The sequence below is a fragment of the Kitasatospora sp. NPDC096147 genome (assembly GCF_044763225.1).
GTDB lineage: Bacteria > Actinomycetota > Actinomycetes > Streptomycetales > Streptomycetaceae > Kitasatospora.
In genome coordinates, this window is record NZ_JBIWFX010000010.1 from 187,380 (window position 1) to 213,486 (window position 26,107).

23 protein-coding genes are annotated in these 26,107 nt (G+C 71.7%); 4 read left to right on the plus strand and 19 right to left on the minus strand.

The features are described from left to right. Positions 1-40: 40 nt before the first annotated feature. The 12 genes from ACIRBX_RS27975 to uvrA form a co-directional block, all read right to left on the minus strand. Complete coding sequence (locus ACIRBX_RS27975) at positions 41-328, minus strand: RNA polymerase-binding protein RbpA (protein ID WP_057240347.1); 288 nt, start codon at positions 326-328, stop codon at positions 41-43. A 269-nt stretch (positions 329-597) separates the two neighbouring features. Then, the gene (gene secG, locus ACIRBX_RS27980; RefSeq protein ID WP_402300681.1) at positions 598-834 is read right to left on the minus strand and encodes a preprotein translocase subunit SecG; all 237 of its coding nucleotides are present in this window, start codon (positions 832-834) and stop codon (positions 598-600) included. Between the two features lie 86 nt (positions 835-920). After that, on the minus strand, positions 921-1,706 hold the full coding sequence (gene tpiA, locus ACIRBX_RS27985) for a triose-phosphate isomerase (RefSeq protein WP_402300683.1): 786 nt from the start codon (positions 1,704-1,706) through the stop codon (positions 921-923). A 3-nt stretch (positions 1,707-1,709) separates the two neighbouring features. Then, positions 1,710-2,915: a phosphoglycerate kinase gene (locus ACIRBX_RS27990; RefSeq protein ID WP_402300685.1), complete on the minus strand. Its 1,206-nt coding sequence runs from the start codon at positions 2,913-2,915 to the stop codon at positions 1,710-1,712. Positions 2,916-3,074: 159 nt separating this feature from the next. Beyond that, positions 3,075-4,079 (minus strand): type I glyceraldehyde-3-phosphate dehydrogenase, encoded by a 1,005-nt coding sequence (gene gap, locus ACIRBX_RS27995; protein WP_402300686.1) that lies wholly within the window; start codon positions 4,077-4,079, stop codon positions 3,075-3,077. A 306-nt stretch (positions 4,080-4,385) separates the two neighbouring features. Then, positions 4,386-5,366, minus strand: a complete 981-nt coding sequence (whiA, locus tag ACIRBX_RS28000) for a DNA-binding protein WhiA (RefSeq protein ID WP_345288653.1) — start codon at positions 5,364-5,366, stop codon at positions 4,386-4,388. Then, entirely contained in the window at positions 5,357-6,361 is a 1,005-nt protein-coding gene (gene yvcK / locus ACIRBX_RS28005; RefSeq protein WP_402300809.1) for a uridine diphosphate-N-acetylglucosamine-binding protein YvcK, read from the minus strand. The genes whiA and yvcK overlap by 10 nt, the downstream gene beginning before the upstream one ends. Before the next feature lie 111 nt (positions 6,362-6,472). Beyond that, entirely contained in the window at positions 6,473-7,303 is an 831-nt protein-coding gene (gene rapZ / locus ACIRBX_RS28010) for an RNase adapter RapZ (RefSeq protein WP_402300812.1), read from the minus strand. 77 nt (positions 7,304-7,380) lie between these two features. Further along, the gene (gene uvrC, locus ACIRBX_RS28015) at positions 7,381-9,438 is read right to left on the minus strand and encodes an excinuclease ABC subunit UvrC (RefSeq protein WP_402300689.1); all 2,058 of its coding nucleotides are present in this window, start codon (positions 9,436-9,438) and stop codon (positions 7,381-7,383) included. A gap of 281 nt (positions 9,439-9,719) precedes the next feature. Further along, positions 9,720-10,712, minus strand: coding sequence for an ArsR/SmtB family transcription factor (locus ACIRBX_RS28020; RefSeq protein ID WP_402300690.1), 993 nt, complete (start codon positions 10,710-10,712; stop codon positions 9,720-9,722). A gap of 161 nt (positions 10,713-10,873) precedes the next feature. Then, entirely contained in the window at positions 10,874-11,317 is a 444-nt protein-coding gene (locus ACIRBX_RS28025; protein WP_402300693.1) for a Rieske (2Fe-2S) protein, read from the minus strand. A gap of 152 nt (positions 11,318-11,469) precedes the next feature. Continuing rightward, a complete protein-coding gene (gene uvrA, locus ACIRBX_RS28030) occupies positions 11,470-14,415 on the minus strand; it encodes an excinuclease ABC subunit UvrA (RefSeq protein ID WP_402300696.1) in 2,946 nt (981 codons plus the stop codon). 313 nt (positions 14,416-14,728) lie between these two features. On the opposite strand from uvrA, the gene ACIRBX_RS28035 reads away from it, so the two are divergent. After that, positions 14,729-15,472, plus strand: a complete 744-nt coding sequence (locus ACIRBX_RS28035; RefSeq protein WP_402300699.1) for a maleylpyruvate isomerase family mycothiol-dependent enzyme — start codon at positions 14,729-14,731, stop codon at positions 15,470-15,472. Positions 15,473-15,525: 53 nt separating this feature from the next. Beyond that, complete coding sequence (locus ACIRBX_RS28040) at positions 15,526-16,179, plus strand: MBL fold metallo-hydrolase (protein ID WP_402300701.1); 654 nt, start codon at positions 15,526-15,528, stop codon at positions 16,177-16,179. 45 nt (positions 16,180-16,224) lie between these two features. Here the strand turns inward: ACIRBX_RS28040 and ACIRBX_RS28045 are convergent, their stop codons facing one another. Then, the gene (locus ACIRBX_RS28045) at positions 16,225-17,040 is read right to left on the minus strand and encodes a hypothetical protein (protein WP_402300703.1); all 816 of its coding nucleotides are present in this window, start codon (positions 17,038-17,040) and stop codon (positions 16,225-16,227) included. A 157-nt stretch (positions 17,041-17,197) separates the two neighbouring features. On the opposite strand from ACIRBX_RS28045, the gene ACIRBX_RS28050 reads away from it, so the two are divergent. Further along, entirely contained in the window at positions 17,198-18,271 is a 1,074-nt protein-coding gene (locus ACIRBX_RS28050) for a hypothetical protein (RefSeq protein WP_402300705.1), read from the plus strand. Positions 18,272-18,354: 83 nt separating this feature from the next. Here the strand turns inward: ACIRBX_RS28050 and ACIRBX_RS28055 are convergent, their stop codons facing one another. The 6 genes from ACIRBX_RS28055 to ACIRBX_RS28080 form a co-directional block, all read right to left on the minus strand. Next, positions 18,355-19,341 carry a TerC family protein gene (locus ACIRBX_RS28055; RefSeq protein ID WP_402300707.1) on the minus strand — a complete coding sequence of 329 codons (987 nt, stop codon included), beginning with the start codon at positions 19,339-19,341 and terminating at the stop codon, positions 18,355-18,357. 230 nt (positions 19,342-19,571) lie between these two features. After that, complete coding sequence (locus ACIRBX_RS28060; RefSeq protein ID WP_402300709.1) at positions 19,572-20,150, minus strand: TerD family protein; 579 nt, start codon at positions 20,148-20,150, stop codon at positions 19,572-19,574. Between the two features lie 217 nt (positions 20,151-20,367). Beyond that, complete coding sequence (locus ACIRBX_RS28065) at positions 20,368-21,102, minus strand: hypothetical protein (RefSeq protein WP_402300711.1); 735 nt, start codon at positions 21,100-21,102, stop codon at positions 20,368-20,370. A 108-nt stretch (positions 21,103-21,210) separates the two neighbouring features. After that, positions 21,211-23,301 carry an excinuclease ABC subunit UvrB gene (gene uvrB / locus ACIRBX_RS28070; protein WP_402300713.1) on the minus strand — a complete coding sequence of 697 codons (2,091 nt, stop codon included), beginning with the start codon at positions 23,299-23,301 and terminating at the stop codon, positions 21,211-21,213. A 46-nt stretch (positions 23,302-23,347) separates the two neighbouring features. Beyond that, a complete protein-coding gene (locus tag ACIRBX_RS28075; protein WP_402300715.1) occupies positions 23,348-23,707 on the minus strand; it encodes a hypothetical protein in 360 nt (119 codons plus the stop codon). 28 nt (positions 23,708-23,735) lie between these two features. Beyond that, positions 23,736-24,428 (minus strand): DUF6445 family protein, encoded by a 693-nt coding sequence (locus ACIRBX_RS28080; RefSeq protein WP_402300716.1) that lies wholly within the window; start codon positions 24,426-24,428, stop codon positions 23,736-23,738. 181 nt (positions 24,429-24,609) lie between these two features. Between ACIRBX_RS28080 and ACIRBX_RS28085 the strand changes: the two genes are divergently transcribed. Next, positions 24,610-25,449: a polysaccharide deacetylase family protein gene (locus tag ACIRBX_RS28085; protein WP_402300717.1), complete on the plus strand. Its 840-nt coding sequence runs from the start codon at positions 24,610-24,612 to the stop codon at positions 25,447-25,449. Positions 25,450-26,107: the final 658 nt, after the last annotated feature.

The following is a 26,107-nucleotide window of genomic DNA, read 5'->3' on the forward strand; positions in this document are numbered from 1 at the left end:
CGGAAGCCGGGCCCTGCTGCGTACGACGGTTGACGTCCGGTCAGATCTCGCCCCGGAGCTTGGCCAGCGCCTCGGCCAGGATCGCCTCGCCGTCGGCGTCGGTGCGGCGCTCGCGGACGTAGGCGAGGTGGGTCTTGTACGGCTCGTTCCGCGAGGGGGCGGGCGGGTTGTGCTCGTCCTGCCCGGCCGGGAAGCCGCAGCGCGGGCAGTCCCAGGTGTCCGGGATGACCGCTTCGGCGGCGAAGCTCGGCTTGGTCTCGTGCTTGTTCGCGCACCAGAAGGAGATCCGGTTGCGGGGGGCGGACTCGCCGCGCTCCGCCTCGCCCATCGGGCCGGCGCCGACTCTGCTGCCACGGATGGCGTTGCCACTTGCCACGGTCTGACTCCCTGCGAAGGCTTACTGGTGCGTTGCGATCTCGGCCGCTGCCCGGGGAAGGGGGCTGGAACGCCCGCGCCCGGTGGCGAAGTCGTCCTAGTGTAAGCAGCGGTTAAGGAACTGTCCGCACCACTCCCGGCGCTTCACCGCTTCCGAGCATAAGCCGCGACCCGACGCCGCGTCAGGAGTCCGGCAGGACCGGGGAAGCCCGAAGTGCGGTGTCAGCTCTTGTACTTGAGCACCAGGCCGAGCACCACGATGCTGGCGAACCAGCCGAGGCCGACGATGATGGTGATCCGGTCGAGGTTGCGCTCGGCGACCGCCGAACCGCCACCGGTGGACATCGCGCCGCCACCGAACATGTCGGAGAGACCGCCGCCCTTGCCCTTGTGCAGCAGCACCAGGAGGATCATCAGCAGGCTGAAGACGATCAGGCTAATCGTGAACCCGAGAACCACAGCGGGACCAATCTCTCGTATCTTCGGCGAAGGGGCCGGGCCGCACGAAGCGGTCCGGCCCCAAAGCCTACGTTGCCGGTGGGGCGTTAGCCTACTGCCTGATCCCGGTAGCGCACGATCTTGACGAACTCCTCGGCGTCCAGCGAGGCCCCGCCGATCAGCGCGCCGTCCACGTCGGGCTTGGCCATCAGGCCGGCCGCGCTGGAGGACTTCACCGAACCGCCGTACAGTACACGGACCTTGCCGGCCAGCTCGGCCGAGTACAGCTCGCCGAGCCGGACCCGGATCGCCGCGCAGACCTCCTGCGCGTCCTCGGGGGTGGCCACCTCGCCGGTGCCGATCGCCCAGACCGGCTCGTACGCGACCACGATCGACTCGGCCTGCTCGGCGGTGACGCCGTCCAGCGCACCGTCCAGCTGGGCCAGGGTGTACTCGACGTGGGTGCCCGCCTTGCGGATCTCCAGCGGCTCGCCGACGCACAGGATCGGGGTGATCCCGTTGCGGTAGGCGGCCTTCACCTTGGCGTTGACGATCTCCTCGTTCTCGCCGTGGTACTGGCGCCGCTCCGAGTGGCCGATCGCCACGAAGGTGCAGTTGAGCTTGGAGAGCATCGGGCCGGAGACCTCGCCGGTGTACGCACCGGAGTCGTGCGCCGAGATGTCCTGGGCGCCGTACTTGATCTTCAGCTTGTCGCCGTCCACCAGGGTCTGCACCGAGCGCAGGTCGGTGAACGGGACCAGGACGGCGACCTCGACGGCCGCGAAGTCCTTGTCGGCCAGCGAGAACGCCAGCTTCTGGGTGTGGTGGATGGCCTCGAAGTGGTCGAGGTTCATCTTCCAGTTGCCCGCCATCAGCGGGAGACGGTCCGTCATGTCTCAGCCTTCCAGGGCGGTGAGACCGGGGAGGGACTTGCCCTCCAGGTACTCGAGGCTCGCGCCACCGCCGGTCGAAATGTGCCCGAACTCGTTCTCGTCGAAGCCCAGGATGCGGACGGCGGCGGCCGAGTCGCCGCCTCCGACCACGGTGAACGCGTCGCTGTCCAGCAGCGCCTGCGCGACGGCCTTGGTGCCCTCGGCGAAGGCCGGGTGCTCGAAGACACCGACCGGGCCGTTCCAGAACACGGTCTTCGCGTCCGCCAGCTTCTCGGCGAACAGCTGCTGGGTCTTCGGGCCGATGTCCAGGCCCTCCTTGTCGGCGGGGATCTTGTCCGCGTCGACGATCTCGAAGTCCTCGACCGGGGCGTGGGTCTTGGTGTCCGGGAAGCTGGCGGAGATCGCCACGTCCACCGGGATCACGAACTCGACGCCGGTCTCCGCACCGCGCTTGAGGTACTCCAGCACGGTCGGGATCTGGTCCTTCTGCAGCAGCGAGATGCCGACCTCGTGGCCCTGGGCCGCGAGGAAGGTGTACGCCATGCCGCCGCCGATCAGGATGCGGTCGGCCTTGCCCAGCAGGTTGTCGATCACGCCGACCTTGTCGGAGACCTTGGAGCCGCCGAGCACCACCACGTAGGGGCGCTCGACCTCGTCGGTCAGCCGCTTGAGCACGCCGACCTCGGTGGCGATCAGGTCGCCGACCGCGTGCGGCAGGCGGGCCGGGAGGTCGTAGACCGAGGCGTGCTTGCGGTGCACCGCACCGAAGCCGTCGCCCACGTAGAGGTCGGCCAGGGCGGCCAGCTCGTCGGCGAAGGCACCGCGCTCGGCGTCGTCCTTGGCGGTCTCGCCGGCGTTGAAGCGCAGGTTCTCCAGCAGCGTGACCTCGCCGTCGCCGAGGGCGGCGACGGTGGCCTTCGCGCTCTCGCCCACGGTGTCGGTGGCGAACGACACCGGCCGGCCCAGCACCTCGCCGAGGCGGACGGCGACCGGGGCGAGCGAGTACTGCGGGTCGGGCTCGCCCTTGGGGCGGCCCAGATGGGAAGCGACGATCACCTTGGCACCGGCCGCGACCAGCTTGGCGATGGTCGGGGCGACGGCGCGGATGCGGCCGTCGTCGGTGATGGCACCGTTCGACAGCGGCACGTTCAGGTCGGCGCGGACGAACACCCGCTGGCCGTTGACCTGGAGGTCTTCGATCTTCTTCACGGTGGACGGATCTCCTGGGAAGAGGAGGTGGCAGCGGCACGACGGCGGACCGCTCGGCAGTGGCAACCCGGGCGTCCCGACCCGGGTGAGGGACGCAGAGCAGGGGCCCGAACGCCAGGCGTCCGGGCCGCTGCTCACATCACATCAGCTTCCGCTGGATCAGAGCTGGCCACCGACGAGGGTGGTGAGGTTGACCAGGCGGTTCGAGTAACCCCACTCGTTGTCGTACCAGCCGAAGACCTTGACCTGGTTGCCCTGGACCATGGTCATCAGCGAGTCGAAGATCGTGGAGAACGGCGAGTTCACGATGTCGGAGGAGACGATCGGGTCCTCGGTGTACTGCAGGATGCCCTTGAGGGAGCCCTCGGACGCCTTCTGGAAGGCGGCGTTGACCTCCTCGACGGTGACCTCGCGCTCGAGGGTGACCACCAGGTCGGTGATCGAGCCGGTCGGGACCGGCACGCGCAGCGAGGTGCCGTCCAGCTTGCCCTTGAGCTCGGGCAGGACCAGGGCGGTGGCCTTGGCGGCACCCGTCGAGGTCGGGATGATGTTGATGGACGCCGCGCGCGCACGACGCAGGTCCTTGTGCGGGAAGTCCAGCGTCACCTGGTCGTTGGTGAACGCGTGGACGGTGGTCATCAGACCCTTGACGATGCCGAAGTTCTCCTGGAGGACCTTGGCGATCGGCGCCACGCAGTTGGTGGTGCAGGAGGCGTTGGAGATGACCGTGTGGTTCGCCGGGTCGTACTTCTCGTCGTTGACGCCCATCACGATGGTGACGTCCTCGTCCGTCGCCGGCGCCGAGATGATGACCTTCTTCGCACCGGCGGTGACGTGCTTCTTCGCAGCGTCCGCCTTGGTGAAGATGCCGGTGGACTCGATGACGATGTCCACGCCCAGCTCCCCCCAGGGGAGGTTGGCCGGGTCGCGCTCGGCGATCACCTTGAAGGTGTGACCGTCGACGGTGATGCTGTCGGCGGTGTGGGAGACCTCGGCCTGGAGGGTTCCGAGGATGGAGTCGTACTTGAGGAGGTGAGCCAGGGTCTTGGTGTCGGTCAGGTCGTTCACACCGACGATCTCGATGTCCGCGCCCTGGGACTTAACCGCACGGAAGAAGTTGCGGCCGATGCGGCCGAATCCGTTGATGCCTACCCGGATCGTCACGAACCGATCTCCTTATTGGGTAACGCCGGTAGCCCGACGCGATGGAAATGGGATGTCCCCGACCACCTATGACCCTACCTCTCCGGGGCCGGGCTGGGCACATCGCCTCACCGCTGCGGCCCAGCACTGACGGGCTTTCGGGACCTTGTCAGGCCCTACGTCCCGACCCCGCAGGGCAGTTGGGCCCACCCCCTCGGCACCCGACGGCCCGTCAGGTGCCACGAAGGCCGGTGTCCACCATGTGGACACCGGCCGTTCGGTGTGTGAGCGTCCTGAGGCCCCGTCAGCCCCGCCCGGGTGCGCCGGTCAGTTCATCGCCATCTCGTCGGTCAGGCTCGCCTCGGTGCTCGGCAGGCCGAGCTCGGAGGCCCGCTTGTCGGCCATCGCCAGCAGCCGGCGGATCCGGCCGGCCACCGCGTCCTTGGTGAGCGGCGGGTCGGCCAGCGCGCCGAGCTCCTCCAGCGAGGCCTGCTTGTGCTGCATCCGCAGCTGGCCGGCGGCCGCGAGGTGCTCGGGCACCTCCTCGCCGAGGATCTCCAGCGCCCGCTGCACCCGGGCACCGGCCGCCACCGCGGCCCGGGCCGAGCGGCGCAGGTTGGCGTCGTCGAAGTTGGCCAGCCGGTTCGCGGTGGCCCGGACCTCGCGCCGCATCCGGCGCTCCTCCCAGGCCAGCACGGATTCGTGCGCACCCAGCCGGGTGAGCAGCGCGCCGATCGCGTCGCCGTCCCGGATCACCACCCGGTCCACCCCGCGCACCTCGCGGGCCTTGGCCGGGATGCCCAGCCGACGGGCCGCGCCGACCAGGGCGAGCGCCGCCTCCGAGCCGGGGCAGGTGATCTCCAGGGAGGAGGAGCGGCCGGGCTCGGTCAGCGAGCCGTGCGCCAGGAAGGCCCCGCGCCAGGCGGCCTCCGCGTCACAGGTCGCGCCCGAGACCACCGCCGGGGGGAGCCCCCGGATCGGGCGCCCGCGCCCGTCCACCAGCCCGGTCTGCCGGGCCAGCAGTTCGCCGTCCTTCACCACCCGCACCACGTACCGGCTGCCGCGCCGCAGCCCGCCGGGTGCCATCACCACCAGGTCCGAGGAGTGTCCGAAGATCTCCAACAGGTCCTTGCGCAGCCTCCGGGCCGCAATGCCGGTGTCCAGCTCCGCCTCGATCACGATCCGGCCGCTCACGATGTGGAGACCGCCCGCGAACCGGAGGATCGCCGAGACCTCTGCCTTTCGGCAGCAGGCCCGGGTGACGGGGAGCCGGCTGATTTCGTCCTTGACCGCTGCCGTCATCGCCATGGGCCGATCCTTCCATGTGTCCGGAAAATCCGGTCGTACGCAGCCGCCAACAGCTCCCGGTCGTGTCGCGGCGTGCCGTCCGCGGCGGCGACCCGGTCGAGCACCAGTACGGCACCCATCCGCGCGGCGGCCTTCTCCAGGCCGGCCAGGTCCGCCTGGCCGAAGGCGCCACCGGTGACGGCGCGCTCGTCGACAAGGATCGCATCCACCGAGAGCCCCGGGGCGTGGTCGGCGAACACCTCCAGGTGGCGCTGCGGGGTGAAGCCCTCGGTCTCGCCCGGCTGCGGGGCCAGGTTGAGGGTCAGCAGCCGGCGGGCCCGGGTCTCGGAGAGCGCGGCGGCCAGCTCGGGCACCAGCAGGTGCGGCAGCACGCTCGTGAACCAGGAGCCCGGGCCGAGCACCACCCAGTCCGCGTCCAGCACCGCCTTGACCGCCTCCGGCACGGCCGGGGGATCCTCGGGCAGCAGCCGGATCGACTCCACCGTGCCGGGGGTGACGGCCACGTGGGCCTGCCCCCGGACGGCGGTCAGCTCGGCCGGGTGGGCCGGGTCGTGCCCGCGCACCTCGGCCTCGATGTCCAGCGGCACCGCCGACATCGGCAGCACCCGGCCCTGCACGTTCAGCAGCCGGCCGACCCAGTCCAGCGCGGCCACCGGATCGCCGAGTTTCTCCCAGAGCGCCACGATCAGCAGGTTGCCCACCGCGTGGCCGCCCAGCTCGCCGTCCCCGGTGAAGCGCTGCTGGATCACCTCGGACCAGGTCCGGCCCCACTCGTCGTCCCCGCAGAGCGCGGCCAGCGCCTTGCGCAGGTCGCCCGGCGGGAGCACGCCCAGCTCGGCCCGGAGCCGACCGCTGGAGCCGCCGTCGTCGGCGACGGTGACCACGGCGGTCAGCTCGGTGGTCAGCCTGCGCAGCGCGGAGAGCGAGGCGGACAGCCCCTGGCCACCACCGAGCGCGGCGATCCTGGGCGCGCGCCGCTGCCTCGCCGGCCCCATCGCCGAGTGCCCCACCACTGCCACGCCGACCCCAGTCCGTCGTTCCACCATGCCTGTACGAGCGACAGCGGGGCCGGTTCCGTCACTCCCGGCCGGTCGGGCCCGTGGTGGTCACTCCCGGCCCATGTCGCGGTGGACCAGCACCGTCTCGACGCCGTCCGCGATCAGACGCTTCGTCAGCCGCTCGGACATCGCCACGCTGCGGTGCTTCCCACCGGTGCAGCCTACGGCAAGGGTCATGTACCGCTTCCCCTCGCGGCGGTAGCCCTCGGTGACGATTTTGAGGAGCTCCGCGTAGCCGTTGAGGAACTCGTTCGACCCCGGCTGCTGGAAGACGTAGCCGGCCACGTCGGGGTCGGTGCCGGTGCGGGCCCGCAGCTCGGGCACCCAGTGCGGGTTCGGCAGGAAGCGGCAGTCCACCACCAGGTCGGCGTCGACCGGCAGGCCGTACTTGAAGCCGAAGGACATCACGGTGGCGCGCAGCTCGGGCTCGTCGTGGTCGGCGAAGGCCGCGTCCAGCTTGGCCCGGAGCTGGTGCACGTTCAGGTCGGAGGTGTCGATCACCAGGTCGGCCTCGCCGCGCAGCTCGCGCAGCAGGTCGCGCTCGCGCTCGATGCCGTCCACGATCCGGCCGTCGGCCTGCAGCGGGTGCGGGCGGCGGACCGACTCGAAGCGGCGCACCAGGGCCTCGTCGGAGGACTCCAGGAAGACCACCCGGAGTCGGACGCCGCGCTTCTCCAGCTCCTCCAGCGAGGTCAGCAGGTCGTCGAAGAACTTCCGCCCCCGGACGTCCACCACCGCGCCGATCCGGGGCACCGCGCCCTGCGAGCGGGCGCCGAGGTCCACCATGGTCGGGATCAGGGCCGGGGGGAGGTTGTCCACCACGAACCAGCCCAGGTCCTCCAGGCACTTGGCGGCGGTGCTCCGCCCGGCTCCGGACATGCCGGAGATGATCACCAGCTCGGGGGAGCTCTCGACGCCGCCCGTCTTCTGGGTGGTGCCCCCGTGGTCTGCCGCAGTCACTTCTGGTCCCCGCTCTCGGTCCTGCCGTTGCTACTGCCGATGCTGCTGCTGTGGTCGCCCGTGCCGTCGCCGGCCGTGCCGTCGTCAATGATCTCGCCGGTGGCGGTGTTCACGGCCGGAGCGACCGGTGTACGGACGGCCAACGCCGCGACAACAGTCTCCGCCGTCCGCCGGCCGATCCCCGGCACCTCGCAGATCTCCGCCACGGTGGCGGCCCGCAGCTTCTTCAACGATCCGAAGTGCTTGAGGAGTGCCTGGCGGCGAGTCTCGCCGAGGCCGGGGACGGAGTCCAGCTCCCCCGCCGTGAGCCGCTTGGCCCGCTTGGCCCGCTGGTAGGTGATGGCGAAGCGGTGCGCCTCGTCGCGGACCCGCTGGAGCAGGTAGAGGCCCTCGCTGGAGCGCGGCAGCACCACCGGGTCGTCCTGGCCGGGCAGCCACACCTCCTCCAGCCGCTTGGCCAGCCCGCAGACCGCCACGTCGTCGATCCCCAGCTCCTCCAACGCCCGCTGCGCGGCGGCCACCTGGGGCTGCCCGCCGTCGACCACCACCAGCTGCGGCGGGTAGGCGAAGCGCCTGGGCCGCCCGTCCTCGGTCCGCGGCCCGCTCGGCTCCTCGGGGCCGTCCTCCTCGACCGCCCACTCGCCGGTCTGCTCGCGCTCCTGGAGGTAGCGGCGGAACCGACGGGTGATCACCTCGTGCATCGAGCGGACGTCGTCCTGGCCCTCGAAGCCCTTGATCTGGAAGCGGCGGTACTCGCTCTTGCGGGCCAGGCCGTCCTCGAAGACCACCATCGAGGCCACCACGTCCTGGCCCTGCAGGTGCGAGATGTCGAAGCACTCGATGCGCAGCGGCACCGAATCCAGCTCCAGCGCCTCGGCGATCTCCTGCAGCGCCCGGCTACGGGTCGTCAGGTCGGAGGCCCGCTTGGTCTTGTGCAGCACCAGCGACTGCTGGGCGTTCCTCTGCACGGTGGCCATCAGGTCCTTCTTGTCCCCGCGCTGCGGCACCCGCAGGTCCACCTGCGAGCCGCGCAGCCCGCTCAGCCACTCCTGCACCGGCCCGGCCGGCTCCGGCAGCGCGGGCACCAGCACCTCGCGCGGCACCGACTCCGAGCCGGAGCCGCCGCCGTAGAGCTGCTGCAGCGCGTGCTCCACCAGCCCGGCGGTGTCGACGTCCTCCACCTTGTCGGTGACCCAGCCGCGCTGGCCGCGCACCCGGCCGCCGCGCACGTGGAAGATCTGCACCGCGGCTTCGAGCTCGTCCTCGGCCAGTGCCAGCAGGTCGGCGTCGGTGCCGTCGCCGAGCACCACCGCGTTCTTCTCCATCGCCCGCCGGAGCGCCCCGAGGTCGTCGCGCAGCCGGGCCGCCTTCTCGTACTCCATCGCGGCGGCGGCCTGCTGCATCTCCTGCTCCACCCGGCGCAGGTGGTTGCCCGTCCGACCGGCCATGAAGTCGCAGAACTCCTCGGCGAGTTCGGCGTGCTCCTCGGCGGAGATCTTCCCCACGCAGGGTGCCGCGCACTTGCCGATGTAGCCGAGCAGGCAGGGCCGGCCGATCTGCTTCGCCCGCTTGAACACCCCGTTCGAGCAGGTCCGCACCGGGAAGACCCGCAGCATCAGGTCGACCGTCTCGCGGATCGCCCAGGCGTGCCCGTAGGGCCCGAAGTACCGCACGCCCTTCCTGTGCGCCCCGCGCATCACCTGGACCCTCGGGTACTCCTCGTTGAGGGTGACCGCCAGCTCCGGATAGCTCTTGTCGTCCCGGTACTTGACGTTGAACCGGGGGTCGAACTCCTTGATCCAGGAGTACTCCAGCTGCAGCGCCTCGACCTCGGTGGCCACCACCGTCCACTCGACCGAGGCCGCCGTGGTCACCATGGTGGCCGTCCGCGGGTGCAGGTTCGCCACGTCCTGGAAGTACGAGGAGAGCCGGGGCCGAAGGCTCTTCGCCTTCCCCACGTAGATGACCCGCCCGTGCCCGTCACGGAACTTGTACACACCGGGCGAGGTCGGAATGGCCCCGGGAGCGGGCCGGTACGTGGAGGGGTCTGCCATAGTCCCCTACCGTACCGACCCGGACCGACACCCCGGGGCCCTGTCCGTCAGCTAGGCACCCGCTGCGGTTCGCCACCTCCATGCCACTCCCCCACCTCACCCCGCGCGGAGCGCACCCCACACCCTCACAACCCCGCCCGGTTCAACAGGTCCGTGCCACCCCCACCCACGCCCCATCCCGCGCGGAGCACACCCCCGCCCTCACAACCCCGCCCGGCACAGCAGATCCGCGCCACTCCCCACTCGCCCACCCCACCCCGCGCGGAGCGCACCCCGCCCTCTCACAACCCCGTGCGGTTCAACAGGTCCGCGCCCAGCGGGGTGATGGTGTGCAGGACGGCGCCGCCGCGGCGCTGAGTGGTGATCAGGTTGGCGTTGCGCAGCACCGTGGCGTGCTGGCTGGCGGCGGCCGGGGAGACGTTGAGGCGGCGAGCCAGCTCGGTGGTGGTGCAGCCGTCGGTGACCACGTCGAGGGCGGCGGCGCGGGTGCGGCCGAGGAGGGCTCCGAGGGAGTGCCGGGCGGTCGGGTCGGGGGTGAGGAGGTGCGCGGCGGCGAGCGGGTCGCGGACGGTGGGGAAGGCCAGGGCGTGCGGGGCGTCCGGGTCCATGGTGTCGGTGAGCAGGGTGGGCGGGTCGGCCTGGAAGGCCATCGGCAGCAGGACCAGTCCGCGACCGCAGAGGTGGATCTCCACGTCGTTCGGGTAGTCGACCTCCAGGACGGGGGCGTGCCAGCGGATGCCGGGGACGCAGAAGGTGGCGAGCAGCTGCTCCACCCCGCCGTCCAGCAGGGTGCGCGCCAGGTCGGCCCGGACGGCGTCCAGGTGGGCCCGGATCCGGGCCCAGTACGGGCCGACGGTGGCGTCGTGGGAGGCGCGCAGCGAGTCGGCGAGCAGCTGACGGGCGGTCAGGTCGCCCTCCAGCAGGGCGCGGATCCAGCGCGGGTCGGCCTGCGGGGTGGCGATCGGGCCGAGTTCGAGGCGGACCAGCCGGTCGGGGGCGCTGAGCAGCCGGTCGATGCCGACCTCCACCGAGGGGTCGGTGCCGGTGAGCGCCCCGAGGTCGAAGCGCGCGCCGGGGCCGGGTATCAGCGAGGCCAGCGGGCGCAGCTCCGCGGCCAGCCGACCGCCGAACTGCCGTCTCCAGGGCCGGAACTGGGAGCAGCCGAGCGGCCCGGTCAGCTTGGCCAGTCCGTGGAAGGTCTCCGCCAGCGGCCCGGCCGTCGGCGCGACCCGCACCCGCGCGAGGTCGTCCGCCGTCAGATGGATGCGCAGCACCTTTAAGCCACCCCCTAATCCCCTGGCGGGAACCCCCGCCCACCCCGCAGGATCGTCCCCGACGCCGCTGCCCGGTACGGGGGTACGGACAGCGCGCCGGCCCGGCCACGCCGCCCCACCGGCATGGCCGGGCCCGTACGGCAGCAGCCGCACCCGACCTGCTACTTGGTGACCTGGAACGCCCCGTCCTTGACCACGACCTGGTACTGCGGCAGCGGACTGGGCGCCGGGCCCTCCTTGACCGCACCGTCGGCGATGGTGAACTTGCTGTAGTGGCAGGGGCAGTTGACGGTGCCGTCCTTGACCTCGTCAACCACGCAGCCGGCGTGGGTGCACTTGGCGCTGAACGCCTTGTACTGCCCCTCGGCGGGCTGGGTGACCACGATCCGCTGCTCGCGGTAGACCTTGCCGCCGCCCACCGGCACGTCCGCCACCGCACCGACCTGCACCGGACCGCTCGCGGCCGGCTGGTCCGCGGAGCCGGAGGACCCGCAGGCCGTCAGCGCGCCCGCGCCACCGGCGGCCAGCACGGCCCCGCAGAGCAGGGTCCGGCGGCTGGTCACGGGCACGGCCGGCGCGGGCCGGGCGGGCGTGGTCTCGGTCATCGGTGACGCTCCCTCAGTGCACTCGGCTCGACCGACGCAGTCTATGCCGGGACGCCGGACGGGCCGCTCCCCCTGGGGGAGCGGCCCGTCCGTGCGCGCGTCGGCCGCCCGTGCGCCGTACTGCCTCTGCGCCGTACCGCCTCCGCGCCGGGCTACTTCTTCGCCGCTGCCACCCGCTTCCGGGGCGCGGCGGCCTTCTTCGCGGGGGCCTTGGCGGGGGCCTTCGCCGAGGCCTTGCCCTGGGCCAGCACCGGGGCGGCCGGCAGCAGGATGTCCCGGAGGAACTTGCCGGTGTGACTGGCCGTCACGGCGGCCACCTCCTCCGGGGTGCCCTCGGCGACCACCATGCCGCCGCCGGAGCCGCCCTCGGGGCCCATGTCGACCAGCCAGTCGGCGGTCTTGATGACGTCGAGGTTGTGCTCGATGACGATGACCGTGTTCCCCTTCTCCACCAGGCCGTCGAGGACCTTGATCAGCTTGCTGATGTCCTCGAAGTGCAGGCCGGTGGTGGGCTCGTCCAGCACGTAGACCGTGCGGCCGGTGGAGCGCTTCTGCAGCTCGGAGGCGAGCTTGACGCGCTGCGCCTCGCCGCCGGAGAGGGTCGGCGCGGACTGGCCGAGCCGGACGTAGCCGAGGCCGACGTCGTTCAGCGTGCGCAGGTGGCGGGCGATCGAGGGGACGGCCTCGAAGAAGTGCATGGCCTCCTCGATCGGCATGTCCAGCACCTCGGCGATGGACTTCCCCTTGTAGTGCACCTCCAGCGTCTCCCGGTTGTACCGGGCGCCGTGGCAGACCTCGCACGGCACGTAGACGTCGGGCAGGAAGTTCATCTCGATCTTGATGGTGCCGTCGCCGGAGCAGTGCTCGCAGCGCCCGCCCTTGACGTTGAAGGAGAACCGGCCCTGGAGGTAGCCCCGGACCTTGGCCTCCTGGGTCTCCGCGAAGAGCTTGCGGATGTTGTCGAAGACTCCGGTGTAGGTGGCCGGGTTGGAGCGCGGGGTGCGGCCGATCGGCGACTGGTCGACGTGCACCACCTTGTCCACCAGCTCGGTGCCGGTGATCCGGGTGTGCCGGCCGGGGACGCTGCGCGCCCCGTTCAGCTCGCGGGCGAGGTGGGTGTAGAGGATGTCGTTCACCAGCGTGGACTTGCCGGAGCCGGAGACGCCGGTGATCGCGGTGAAGGTGCCGAGCGGGAAGCCGACCGTGACGTCCCGGAGGTTGTGCTCGCGGGCGCCGTGCACCACCAGCTGGCGCTTCTTGTCGCGCGGGCGGCGGACCGCCGGGGTGGGGATGGAGCGGCGGCCGGACAGGTACTGCCCGGTCATCGACTCCTCGTTGTCCAGCAGCTCCTTGAGCGAGCCGGAGTGCACCACCTTGCCGCCGTGCTCACCGGCGCCGGGGCCGATGTCGACCACCCAGTCGGCGGTCTTGATGGTGTCCTCGTCGTGCTCGACGACGATCAGCGTGTTCCCGATGTCGCGCAGGCGGACCAGGGTCTCGATCAGCCGGTGGTTGTCCCGCTGGTGCAGTCCGATGGAGGGCTCGTCCAGCACGTAGAGCACGCCGACCAGGCCGGAGCCGATCTGGGTGGCCAGCCGGATGCGCTGGGCCTCGCCGCCGGAGAGGGTGCCGGCCGCGCGGTTCAGCGAGAGGTAGTCCAGGCCGACGTCGACCAGGAAGCGCAGCCGCTCGTTGACCTCCTTGAGCACCCGCTCGGCGATCTGCTTGTCCCGCGCGTTCAGCTTCATCGCGCCGAGGAACTCGGCGCAGTCGGCGATCGACATCGCGGAGACGTCGGCGATCGACTTGTCGAGGATGGTGACGGCCAGGATCACCGGCTTGAGCCGGGTGCCCCGGCAGGTCGGGCAGGGCACCTCGCGCATGTAGCCCTCGAAGCGCTCGCGGCTGCTGTCGCTCTCCGACTCGGAGTGACGGCGCGTCACGAACGGGATGGCACCCTCGAACGGCGCGGTGTACGAACGCTCGCGCCCGTAGCGGTTGTTGTACCGGACCTCGACCTGGGTCTTGTGGCCGTACAGCAGCGCCTTGCGGGCCCGCTGCGGCAGCCCGGCCCACGGCAGGTCGGTGCGGAAGCCGAGCTCACCGGCCAGCGCGTCGGTCAGCCGGGAGAAGTACTCCTTGGTGTGGCCCTGGGACCACGGGTGGATGGCGCCCTCGTCCAGCGACTTCTCCTCGTCGGGGACCACCAGCTCCGGGTCCACCTCCATCCGGCTGCCCAGGCCCGAGCAGTCCGGGCAGGCGCCGAACGGCGAGTTGAAGGAGAACGAGCGGGGCTCCAGCTCCTCGAACGACACGTCGTCGTACGGGCAGTAGAGGTGCTCGGAGTACATCCGCTCGCGCTCCGGGTCGTCCTCCGCGAGGTCGACGAAGTCGAGCACCACCATGCCGCCGCCGAGCCGCAGCGCGGTCTCGACCGAGTCGGTCAGCCGGCGCTTGGCGGTGGACTTCACGGTGAGGCGGTCGACGACCACCTCGATGGTGTGCTTCTCCTGCTTCTTGAGCGTCGGCGGCTCGGTCAGCTGGATCGTCGCGCCGTCCACCCGGGCCCGGGCGTAGCCCTTGGACTGCAGGTCGGCGAAGAGGTCGACGAACTCGCCCTTGCGCTCCCGGACCACCGGGCTGAGCACCTGGAAGCGGGTGCCCTCGGGCAGCTCCAGCACCCGGTCCACGATCGCCTGCGGGGACTGCTTGGCGATCGGGCGGGCGCAGTGCGGACAGTGCGGCTTGCCGATCCGGGCGAACAGCAGGCGGAGGTAGTCGTAGACCTCGGTGATGGTGCCGACGGTCGACCGCGGGTTCCGGTTGGTCGACTTCTGGTCGATCGAGACGGCCGGGGAGAGGCCCTCGATGAAGTCCACGTCGGGCTTGTCCATCTGGCCCAGGAACTGGCGGGCGTAGGAGGACAGCGACTCGACGTAGCGGCGCTGGCCCTCAGCGAAGATCGTGTCGAAGGCGAGCGAGGACTTGCCCGAGCCGGAGAGGCCGGTGAAGACGATGAGGGAGTCGCGCGGCAGGTCGAGCGAGACGTTCTTGAGGTTGTGCTCGCGAGCACCGCGGACGATGAGGCGGTCGGCCACTGCTTCTGGCGCCTTTCTCCGAGGGAGGGTGGCTGGGAAGGGCTGCGTGGCCCACTGCTTGGGACCAACAAGCGCAATCGGGTGAATTCTTCCAGTGTGCGCCAGTCAGCCTACTAGCTCATGCGTTCGAATAACGACCGCGTCCAGCCAGGTCCACCCGAACGAGTGACGGCCCGGACGGGCCGAACTGACGCTCTCCGCAAAACCTGCTGCTCAGGCCCCGCGCCCACCGGTAGCGTCCGGAACGTCAACGAGGCGCGGCCCCTCCGGGCAACGCCCTCGGCCACCGCAACCCGGGAGCGCTGCCACCACGATGACCGACACCACTGACAACGCGGGCGCGGCCGCCCGGGCCGCCGCCGACCTGAAGGCCGTCGAGGACTCCACCGCCACCCTGCTCCGGGTCGCGGCCGAGCTCTCGCACGAGCAGGTGCCGCAGCCCTCCGCGCTGCCCGGCTGGACCCGGGGCCACGTCCTCGCCCACATCTCGCGCAACGCCGACTCGCTGGTCAACCTGCTGGACAGCGCCTCCACCGGCCGCGACATCCCGCAGTACGCCAGCGCCGAGGCCCGCGACCGGGGCATCGAGGCGGACGCCCCGCGCCCGCTGGCCGAGCAGTGGGAGGACCTGCGGGCCAGCCACCGGCGCTTCACCGAGGCCGCCGCCCGGCTCACCGAGGAGAACTGGAACGCCCCGCTCAGGCACCGCTCCGGCTACGTCTTCCCGGCCCACGAACTTCCCCGCAAGCGGCTGATGGAGGTCGAGTACCACCTGGTCGACCTGGCCGCCGGCTACACCCCCGCCGACTGGCCGCTCGCCTTCGCCGAGGCCGAACTCCCCCGGCTCGCCGCCCTGTTCGAAGGCTCGGACGGCCTTCCGGAGCTCCGCCTCACCGCCACCGACACCGGCGCGACCGCCACCACCGGGGGCTCCGCCGGCGCCCCCGTCACCGTCGAGGGCCCAGTCCGCGAGCTGGTCGGCTGGCTCTCCGGCCGCACCGACGGCTCGGCGCTCACCGCCCCGGCCCCGCTGCCCGCCCTCCCGGCGATGGGCTGAGCGGGCATGATGGTCCATCAGACGGCCCCGAGGATCGAGGAGCGGCAGCAACGATGACGTACCACGGAGCGGTGAAGGTCGGCGGCCCGCCGGACGTGCGGGAGCTGGCCCACCTGATCATCACCAAGATCGCGGTCGGCCCGCACGACAACAACGCCTACCTGCTGCGCTGCCGGGCCACCGACGAGCAGCTGCTGATCGACGCGGCCGCCGAGCCCGAGACCCTGCTGGAGACCGTCGGCCCCCGACTGGCCACCGTGGTCACCACCCACCGCCACCACGACCACTGGGCCGCCCTGGCCGGCGTGGTCGAGGCCACCGGCGCCACCACCGCGGCCGGCCGGATCGACGCCGAGGCCATCGACGTCCCCACCGCCCTCCCCCTCGACGACGGCGACGTCCTCCGGGTCGGCCAGGTCGAGCTGACCGTCCGCCAGCTCACCGGCCACACCCCCGGCGCCATCGTCCTGGTCTACGACGACCCCCAGGGCCACCCGCACGTCTTCACCGGCGACTGCCTCTTCCCCGGCGGCGTCGGCAACACCTGGGGCGACCCTGCGGCCTTCGACACCCTCTACCGCGACGTCACCGCCAAGCTCTTCGACGTCCTCCCCGACGAGACCTGGATCTACCCGGGCCACGGCGGCGACACCACCCTCGGCACCGAACGCCCCCACCTCCCGGAGTGGCGCACCCGGGGCTGGTGACACCCGGTGCGGCGCCGGCCCGGCCGGCGCCGCACTCGCGTGTTCTCAGGGACACTTCTCCTCGAACTTCACCACGCCGAACGTCACCGGCTGTCCGTTCAGGGCGGTCCCCGGCTTCGGGTCCTGGGTGCACACCTGCCAGTTCGACTCGACCAGCACCATCCGCTTCTCCAGCACGTCCTTCACGACGAAGCTGGTGGAGCGGTCGAGTGCCTGCCGGGCGGTCGACATCGCCTTCCCCGAGAAGTCCGGCATGGTGGCCCCCGCCTTCGGCATCTGCACCCCCTGGTCGGCGGCCGGGCACTGCTCGTCGAGCTGCACCGTGCCGAAGTCGACCTTCGCACTCGCGGACTGACGACCCGCCACCGGCGACTGCGTGCAGACCTTCCAGTTCCGGTCGTCGATCTGGAGGCGCGAGCGGCCGAGCGCATCGTGCGAGGTCAGGTAGGAGAACCCGGTGGCCGGAGCCTTGTCCTGGGCGGACTGCAGGCCCATCCCGACGAAGTTCGGCAGCTCCGCGGCGTCCGGGGACGCAGCTGCGGGTGCGGCCGGAGCCGGCGGGGCCGGTGTCGCGGACATCGAGGCCGCCGGCACCGGAGCGGCAGGCGCTGAAGTCGCAGGCGCCGGAGCAGCAGGCGCTGAAGTCGCAGGCGCCGGAGCAGCAGGCGCCGAGGAGGGCGGCGGCGAGGCCTGCGCGACCGGAACCGTCGAGGTCGGTGCGGGGTCCGCCACGGCGGCCACCCGGATCAGGAGCAGCACACCGCCCGCGCCGAACCCGGCCGCCTTCTTGTTCTTCTTGATCAGTTCGAGGTACGAACGGGTCGGCGGGGGCTGACTGTTCCACTGCGGGGGATGTGCCACGCTCTGCTCCTCGGGTGCGATGTGCCGCCGAGCCTCCCAGAACGGGCCGGCCACCGACCCGGGAGTTGCCAAGCCGTGACTCACCGTCAGTTCAGCGCACCCGCGCCCGGCCGGAAAGCGGGTGCCGTCCGCCGGAGACCGATGCCAGGATGCCGGGATGGATGCGATGGTGCGGGCGGCCGAGGACGTGGTCGGGACCGGGCTCAGTGATCCGGTGGACCTCGGGGGGTCGACCCGGAGCACGGTCCTGCGGTGCCGGACGGCGGGCGGCGGAAGCGTGGTGGTGAAGGCCTTCGGGCAGGGGCCGGACGCGTGGCGCGGGTTCGCGGCGGAGGCGGCGGGGCTGTCGTTGGGGCTGGCCGGGCCGGAGTTGCTGGGGGTGCACGCGGAGCTGCCGCTGCTGGTGCTGGAGGACCTCGGGGAGGCGCCGAGCCTGGCGGACGTGCTGCTCGGGCCGGATCCGGCGGCGGCCCGTGCCGGGCTGCTGGCCTGGGCCCGGGGGCTCGGGCGGCTGGCGGCCGGGTCGGTGGACCGGCGGGCGGAGCTGGCGGTGACGGCGGCCGGGTACCGGCGGGACTGGGAGGGGGCGGAGTGGGAGGAGCTGCCCTGGCTGGCCGAGCAGGCCGAGGTGCTGCCCGCGCTGCTCGAACGCTTCGGCCTGCCGGTGCCGGACGGGCTGGTCGGGGAGCTGGAGCGGATCGCGGCGGCCGGCACCGGGGCGTACCCGGCCTTCACGCCCGGTGACACCTGCCCGGACAACAACCTGCTGACACCGGACGGCCTGCGGCTGATCGACTTCGAGGGCGCCTGCTACCAGTCGGTCTTCCTGACCGCCGCCTACTGCCGGATGCCGTTCTCCACCTGCTGGTGCGTCTTCCGGCTGCCGGAGCCACTGGCCGCCGAGGTCGAGCGGACCTTCCGGGACGAGCTGCTGACGGCCCGTCCGGAGCTGGCCGACGACGCCCGCTGGGAGGCCGGGATGGCCGGGGCGGTCGCGGCCTGGACGGTGGACGCCACAGTGCGGGTGCTGGCGGGGGCCGTCGAGCGGGACGCGCCGCTGCACCGCACCCGCCGCCCGGTGGCGACCACACGCCAACTGCTGCGGCACCGCTGGGCGGCGGCGAGCGCCCTGGAGGGCCTGCCGGCGGTCGGCGAAGTGGCGCGCGCACTGCCGGCGGCGTTCGACTGGGACGTGCCACCGCTGCCCGGCTACCCCGCCTTCGGGGGCTGAGGCGGGCTGCCGAGCAGGACGGAGCAGCGGCCCCGACCTGAGGTGGGTGGTCGGGGCCGCTGCCGTTCGGGGGTGGTGGAGCGTCAGGCGTCGATCTGGTCCTTGGACGCCGCCTGCTCGGCCCGCTCCTGCTTCCGGGAGGCCATCAGCGAGGTGATGGTGGTGATCACCAGCACGCCGCAGATAACGCCGAGCGAGACCGGGATGCTGATCTCGGGGACGTGCACGCCGCTCTCGTGCAGCGCGTGCAGCACCAGCTTCACGCCGATGAAGCCGAGGATCACCGACAGGCCGTAGCTCAGGTGGACCAGCTTCTTCAGCAGGCCGCCGATCAGGAAGTACAGCTGGCGCAGGCCCATCAGGGCGAAGGCGTTGGCGGTGAAGACGATGTACGGGTCCTGGGTCAGGCCGAAGATGGCCGGGATCGAGTCCAGGGCGAACAGCACGTCGGTGGTGCCGATGGCGAGCATCACGATCAGCATCGGCGTCATCAGCCGCTTGCCGTTCTCACGGATCGTCAGCTTGGTGCCGTGGTACTTGTCGGTCGACGGGAAGCGCTTCTCGATCGACTTGAGCAGGCGGTTCTCCTCGAACTCCTCCTCCTCGTCGTCCCCCATCGCCTCCTTGACCAGCTTGTACGCGGTCCAGATCAGGAAGGCGCCGAAGATGTAGAAGACCCAGGAGAACTCGGAGACCAGCGCGGCACCGCCGGCGATGAAGACCGCCCGGAGCACCAGCGCGATGATCACACCGATCATCAGCACGCGCTGCTGGTAGATCCTGGGCACCGCGAACTTGCCCATGATCAGGATGAAGACGAAGAGGTTGTCGACGCTCAACGACTTCTCGGTGATGTACCCGGCGAAGAACTCACCGGCCGGCTTCGAACCGCCGTACCACCAGAGGAAGGCACCGAACAGGATCGCCAGCACGACCCAGACGGTGGTCCAGATCCCGGCCTCCTTGATGGAGACCTCGTGCGGCTTGCGGCCACCGATGAAGAAGTCGGCCACGATCAGGGCGACCAGCACCCCGATCGTGCCGACCCACAGGCCCACGGAAACGTCCACTTAGCTGCTCCTCCGGCAGGTAGGCGAGAGACAGTCATCGTCACTGCCGGAGGTCTCTTCCGCCCGTCGGCCGGCTCCGCCTGGCCCACGGACCAGCGCCCCGGGTGTGCCGACTGCGGCACCCGTGATGACGGGGACACTGCTTGGGGAATACTCCCCTCCGATACCCAGAGCCTAACAGAAGGACCAAGAGAAGGTAAAGAAGGTAAAGAACTCCCCCTGACGGGCCGTCAGAGGAAGGGCTCGATGGCGGGCAGCATGTCCTGGAAGGTGCGCGCCTTGGCCGGCGCGCCGATCGCCTGCATGCCCCAGCCGCCGCTGCCGTCCCGGTAGACCTTGGCCATGATCTGGCCGGTGTGCGGGCCGCCGCCGGTCAGCTCGTAGCGGGCCAGCTCCTGGCCGGTGGACTCGTCCACCAGGCGGCAGTGCGCCTGCTGCACCTCGGCGAAGCTCTGGCCGGTGTAGGAGGAGACGGTGAAGATCACCTGGGTGATGTGCACCGGGACCTGGACCAGGTCCACCAGGATCGATTCGTCGTCCTCCGAGCCGACCCCGCCGACCAGGTTGTCCCCGGTGTGCCGGACGGAGCCGTCGTTGCTCACCAGGTGGTGGAAGAAGACCACGTCGGACGGGGTGTGCTCGGCGTAGAGCAGGGCGGAGGCGTCCAGGTCGATCTGGCGGGTGCGGCTGCCGAACAGCCCGCGCTTCGGTGCTGCCTTCCACCCCAGCCCCATCCGGACCACCGACAGCGACTCGCCCGAGCTCTTCTGCAGGCTCACCCGTTGGCCCTTGGCCAGGTTCACCGACACGGCAATGCCCTCTCTCCTCAGCCCGGCCCACCCACCGGACCGGTGCAACGGCGGAACACCCCCTTGCCGTCCCCCGGCCGAGGCCCCCTGCGCGGGCCCCGGGGGCCCACGGCCCCCAACCCTATGGCCTGCGGGCATCCGCCCCATGCAAGGGGCGTACCCCGTGGCGCCGGGATCAACGCGAGCCCGCCCCGGGGTGCCGGAGGAACGGGCCGGCTCAGCCCCGCTTGAACTCCACCGGCCCGGCGTCCATCAGCACCGTTCCGTCGGTGTGCAGCACCGGTCGGCGCTCGGTGCGCCGGCGGCCGTACCGCTCGACGTGACGGATCGTCACCCCCTGCGGGTCGGTGAAGTCCACGAAGGCGATGGCCACCCAGTAGGAGGTGGCGGTGTCCTCGTAGAGCGGCACCGTCACCTTCGCGCCCCGGCCGTCGGAGACCTCCACCCGGGCCCCGTAGCTGCGGAAGCTGCCGGAGCCGTTGCCGACCGCGCTGTACGCGCAGACCAGGGCGTACCCCTGCCGGTCCGGGCGGACGATCCGGACGGTCTCCTCGCCCGGCTCCCGGGCGTCGCCGTCCAGGCCCAGGTACGGCTCCGCGGTCAGCGAGCCGAGGTCCTTCCAGTAGACCGCCCGGCCGGAGTCCGTCCGGGTGGCCAGCTCCTCCTTCAGGGCGGCGGCCGCGGCCTTGTCCTTGGCGCCGAACAGGCCGCGCTCCAGCTGCGGGAACACGTACCCGGGCGGGTGCTCCGCACCGCGCACCACGGCCTCGGCCGGGACGTACAGCGCGTAGAGGTCGAGGTCGGCGCCGCGCGACCGCCGGGCGTCGCTGCCGCCGTCCCAGCGGAGCGAGGCGGTGACGGTCAGCCCGCGGTCCCCCTTGTCCAGGGAGATCCGGGCGGAGCCGCCCTTGGCCAGGCTGACGGGGCGGGGGCCTGCGGTGTCGGAGTCCATTCCGGGATTCAAGCACCGCAGGCCACGGCGGGCGAGACGTGGGACGGCGCCCACGACGGCACCCCCCGACGCCACCCCGGCCCGACCGGGAGCGACCGGGAGCGACCGCTACGCCATGCCCGCCTCGCGCATCTGCCGGAGCTCCTTCTTCAGCTCGCCGATCTCGTCCCGCAGCCGGGCCGCCAGCTCGAACTGCAGGTCGGCCGCGGCGGCGTGCATGCGGTCGGTGAACTGCTGGATCAGATCCGCGAGTTCGGCCGCCGGCAGGCTCTTGGCCGGCTTGCGGTCGGCGCCCAGGGCGGGCACCGGGGCCTTGCCCTTGCCGGACTGCCGGTACCCGGTGGCCAGCAGCTCCTCGGTGTCCAGGTCCTCCCGGGTGAGGGTGTCCAGGATGTCGCCGATCTTCTTGCGGAGCGGCTGCGGGTCGATGCCGTGCTCGGTGTTGTACGCCTGCTGGACCTCGCGGCGGCGGTTGGTCTCCTCGATCGCCAGCTCCATCGAGGGGGTGATCCGGTCCGCGTACATGTGGACCTGGCCCGAGACGTTACGGGCGGCGCGGCCGATGGTCTGGATCAGCGAGGTGCCGGAGCGCAGGAAGCCCTCCTTGTCGGCGTCCAGGATGGCCACCAGCGAGACCTCGGGGAGGTCGAGGCCCTCACGGAGCAGGTTGATGCCGACCAGCACGTCGAACTTGCCGGCCCGCAGCTCGCGCAGCAGCTCGACCCGGCGCAGCGTGTCGACGTCGCTGTGCAGGTACTCCACCCGGATGTCGAGACCGAGCAGGTAGTCCGTCAGGTCCTCGGACATCTTCTTGGTCAGGGTGGTGACCAGGACCCGCTCGTCCTTCTCGATCCGCTTGCGGATCTCGTGCACCAGGTCGTCGATCTGACCCTCCGTCGGCTTGACGATCACCTCGGGGTCGATCAGGCCGGTCGGGCGGATGATCTGCTGCACCGCGCCGTCGCCCCGGGCCAGCTCGTACTTGCCGGGGGTCGCGGAGAGGTAGACCGTCTGCCCGATCCGCTCCTGGAACTCCTCCCACTTGAGCGGGCGGTTGTCCAGCGCGGAGGGCAGCCGGAAGCCGTGGTCGACCAGCGAGCGCTTGCGGGAGGCGTCGCCCTCGTACATCGCGCCGATCTGCGGCACGGTCACGTGCGACTCGTCGATGACCAGCAGGAAGTCGTCGGGGAAGTAGTCGAGCAGCGTGTTCGGCGGGGAGCCGGGCTCGCGGCCGTCGAAGTGCATCGAGTAGTTCTCGATGCCGGAGCAGCTGCCGATCTGACGGAGCATCTCGATGTCGTAGGTGGTGCGCATCCGCAGCCGCTGGGCCTCCAGCAGCTTGCCCTGCTTCTCCAGCACGGCGAGCCGCTCCTCCAGCTCCTTCTCGATGTCGTTCACCGCGCGCTCCAGGCGCTCGGGGCCGGCCACGTAGTGCGAGGCCGGGAAGACGTACATCGACTCGTTCTGGCTGATGATCTCGCCGGTGAGCGGGTGCAGCGTGTAGAGCGCCTCGATCTCGTCGCCGAACATCTCGATCCGGAGCGCCAGCTCCTCGTAGACCGGGAAGATCTCGATGGTGTCGCCCCGGACCCGGAAGGTGCCCCGGGTGAAGGCCAGGTCGTTCCGGGTGTACTGCATCTCGACGAAGCGGCGCAGCAGGGCGTCCCGGTCGACCTCCTCGCCGACGTGCAGCTGGGCCATCCGGTCGACGTACTCCTGCGGCGTGCCGAGGCCGTAGATGCAGGACACCGAGGCGACCACCACCACGTCGCGGCGGGTGAGCAGCGAGTTGGTCGCCGAGTGGCGCAGGCGCTCGACCTCCTCGTTGATCGAGGAGTCCTTCTCGATGTAGGTGTCCGTCTGCGGGACGTACGCCTCGGGCTGGTAGTAGTCGTAGTACGAGACGAAGTACTCGACCGCGTTGTTCGGCAGCAGCTCGCGGAACTCGTTCGCCAGCTGGGCGGCGAGGGTCTTGTTCGGCGCCATCACCAGGGTGGGGCGCTGGAGCTTCTCGATCATCCAGGCGGTGGTCGCGGACTTGCCGGTACCGGTGGCACCGAGCAGCACGACGTCCTTCTCACCGCCGCGGATGCGGCGCTCCAGCTCGGCGATGGCCGCCGGCTGGTCACCGTTGGGCTGGTAGGGGCTGACGACCTCGAAGGGCGTCACGGAACGCTCGATCTTCGTGATGGGACGCACGCCCCCACGGTACGGCCAGCCGCCGACATTCCCGGAGCTTCGCTGCTCAGGGCCGGACGGCCAGCGCGTTGCGGACCAGCAGCCGGCCGGCCCGGCGGAAGGAGCGCTCGCTGGAGTCCACCTCGTGGACCCGCAGGCGGCGGAGCACCACCACGACGGCCGGGGCGAGCCCCTGAGCGGCCAGCTCCTCCCGGACGCCCTCGGCGACCGCCCCGGACAGCTCCTCCAGCGACCAGCCGTCCGGCGCCTCCGCCTCCGGCGCGGTCTCGAGGAGCAGGCCCGGCTCCCAGGGCTCGAAGTCCACCGTGACGTCGGCGAAGTCCCCGGGGCAGCTGCGCTGCCACACGTACAGCGCCCGGACCTGGCGGAGCGGGCAGGGCGGGAACGGCTCGGTCGCGGCGGTCATCCCGACACCGTAGTGAGCCGACGCCCGGTCAGGCCATCCAGAAGAAGACCGCCGTCATCCGCTTCTCCGCCAGGGTGGCGCCCCAGTACTCGGTGGCGGTGTGGATCAGGTTGGCGGAGTAGAGGAGCAGCCGGTTGTAGCGGTGCGGGACGGCGAGGTCCTCGGTGAAGGAGTCGGCCGGGACGTAGCGGGTGCCGAGGGCGTCGACCAGGCTGTTGTGCGGGGCGGTCACCTGATTGCCGCCGAGCCGACCGCCCGGCAGGCTCTGGCGGTGGAAGCTGGTGCCGCAGCGGGCCGGCACGGCGGGGTTGAGGTAGAGCACGGCGGCGTACCGGCAGAGCGCGCGGGAGTCGGTGTGCGGCCTGGGCTCGCTCTCCCCCGCGCCGACCACCTGGACGCAGTTGTGGTTGAAGGTGCCGCCCTCCGCCTCGCTCAGCGCCCAGATCCGGGACGCCCCGGTGGCCTTGCGGACCATCGCCTCCACCCGGGCCAGCTCGCCGGGCAGCAGCGCGGGCATCGCCCGCAGGCCGGGCCACGCCTCCGGCTTGTGCGGGTAGCCCTCCTCCCACTCCTCGACCGCCAGGCAGCGGGCCCGGACCTCGTCGATGTTCGGGAGCACGTCATCCAGCACCCAGTAGTCCCGGCCCTTGGTGGGCTTGCGGTACGGGAGGACGGGCAGCACGGGGTGGCCGGGCACGGGCCGGCGCAGCTGAGGGGGCATGCGGCCGACGATAGGAGCGGGCCCCGCCACGCTTCGCCCGCAGACGGGTCAACACTTGGCCACGGACCGTCAAGTTTCGGTCTGGTCCGGTTCGTTCACGACCGAGGCCGGGCCGTCGGCCGATGGCCCGCTCGGCGCACCCGGGTCGTACGCCCGTTCCCCACTCCCTAAGCTGGCCGCGATGAACGCCGACCGCCGCACCGTGCTGCGCTCCGCCGCCGGGCTGGCCACCGCCGCCGCCCTCGGGGCCCTCTCCGCCTGCTCCGCCGCCGAGCCGCCCGCCGCCGAGGGCCCGGCCTCCCCGCCGCCGCTGCCCTCCGCCGCACCCACGGCGTCCGCTCCGCCCTCGCCCTCGCCCTCCGCCTCGCCGACCGCCACCCGGCCGGTGGTGGTCCCGGCCTTCGCCCCGCTGGCCCCGGGCACCCCGGCCGAGGTGGTGAACGGCCCGCGCAACCGCCCCGAGATCGCCCTGACCTTCCACGGCGAGGGTGACCCGGCCCAGGCCACCGCCCTGCTGGAACGCGCCGAGCAGCACGGGGTGAAGCTGACCGTGCTGGCGGTCGGCCGCTGGCTGGACCAGCAGCCGCAGATGGCCGAACGGATCCTCCGGGGCGGCCACGAACTGGGCAACCACACCCAGAACCACCGGGACCTCAACGCCCTGACGCCGGATCAGGTGCACGCGGAGATCGCCGAGTGCGCGGAGCGCCTGCAGCGGCTGACCGGCTCGATCGGACGGTGGTTCCGGCCCTCGGCGGCCCAGTACGCCAGCAAGGTGGTCCGGGAGCAGGCCCGGCTGGTCGGCTACGAGCACTGCCTGTCCTTCGACGTGGACCCGCACGACTACACCGACCCCGGGGCCGACCTGCTCCAGCGCCGCCTGCTCCGCACCGTCCGCAGCGGCTCCGTGGTCGCCCTGCACATGGGCCACCAGGGCACCGTGGACGCCCTCCCCGGCCTGCTCGACGGCCTCCACCGGATGGGCCTCCAGCCGGTGACGGCCAGTCAGCTCTGCACCTGACCCTGCCGGCGGCCGGACCGCCAGGGGCGCGAGGAACTGCGCGAGACGGAAGACCACCCACCCCAAGACCGGGGCACGCGAAGCAGCTGCCCGCACTGCCGTTCCCGAGCAGGACACCGCAGCACGGACAACTCACCGACGACCCCTCAGTGAGCGACAAACCCGCCCCCCTCGCGCCCCCGGCTCACTGCCCTACCGAACCACCTGCCCCGGCGAGCCACGGGTCCGCACCGACGGGCCGAAGGCAGGCGACCAGGGGCGCGAGGAACGGCGCGAGGCGGAAGGCGGCCGGGGGTCAGGTCGGGGCCGACCGTCGAAGTGCACGTGCTGCCGCCCCGCGGGAAGCCCGTCGCACGTGCACCTGACCGACGCGCCCTCAGCGAGCAGGTGCCGTCCCCCTGCGCGCAGTTCCTCGCCCCCCGAGCACGTGCCCTACCGAACCACCTGCCCCCGGCGAGCCACGTGTCCACACCGACGGGCCGAAGGCAGGCCCCCAGGGGCGCGAGGAACGGCGCGAGGCGGAAGGCGGCCGGGGGTCAGGTCGGGGCCGACCGTCGAAGCGCACGTGCTGCCGCCCCGCGGGAAGCCCGTCGCACGTGCACCTGACCGACGCGCCCTCAGCGAGCAGGTGCCGTCCCCCTGCGCGCAGTTCCTCGCC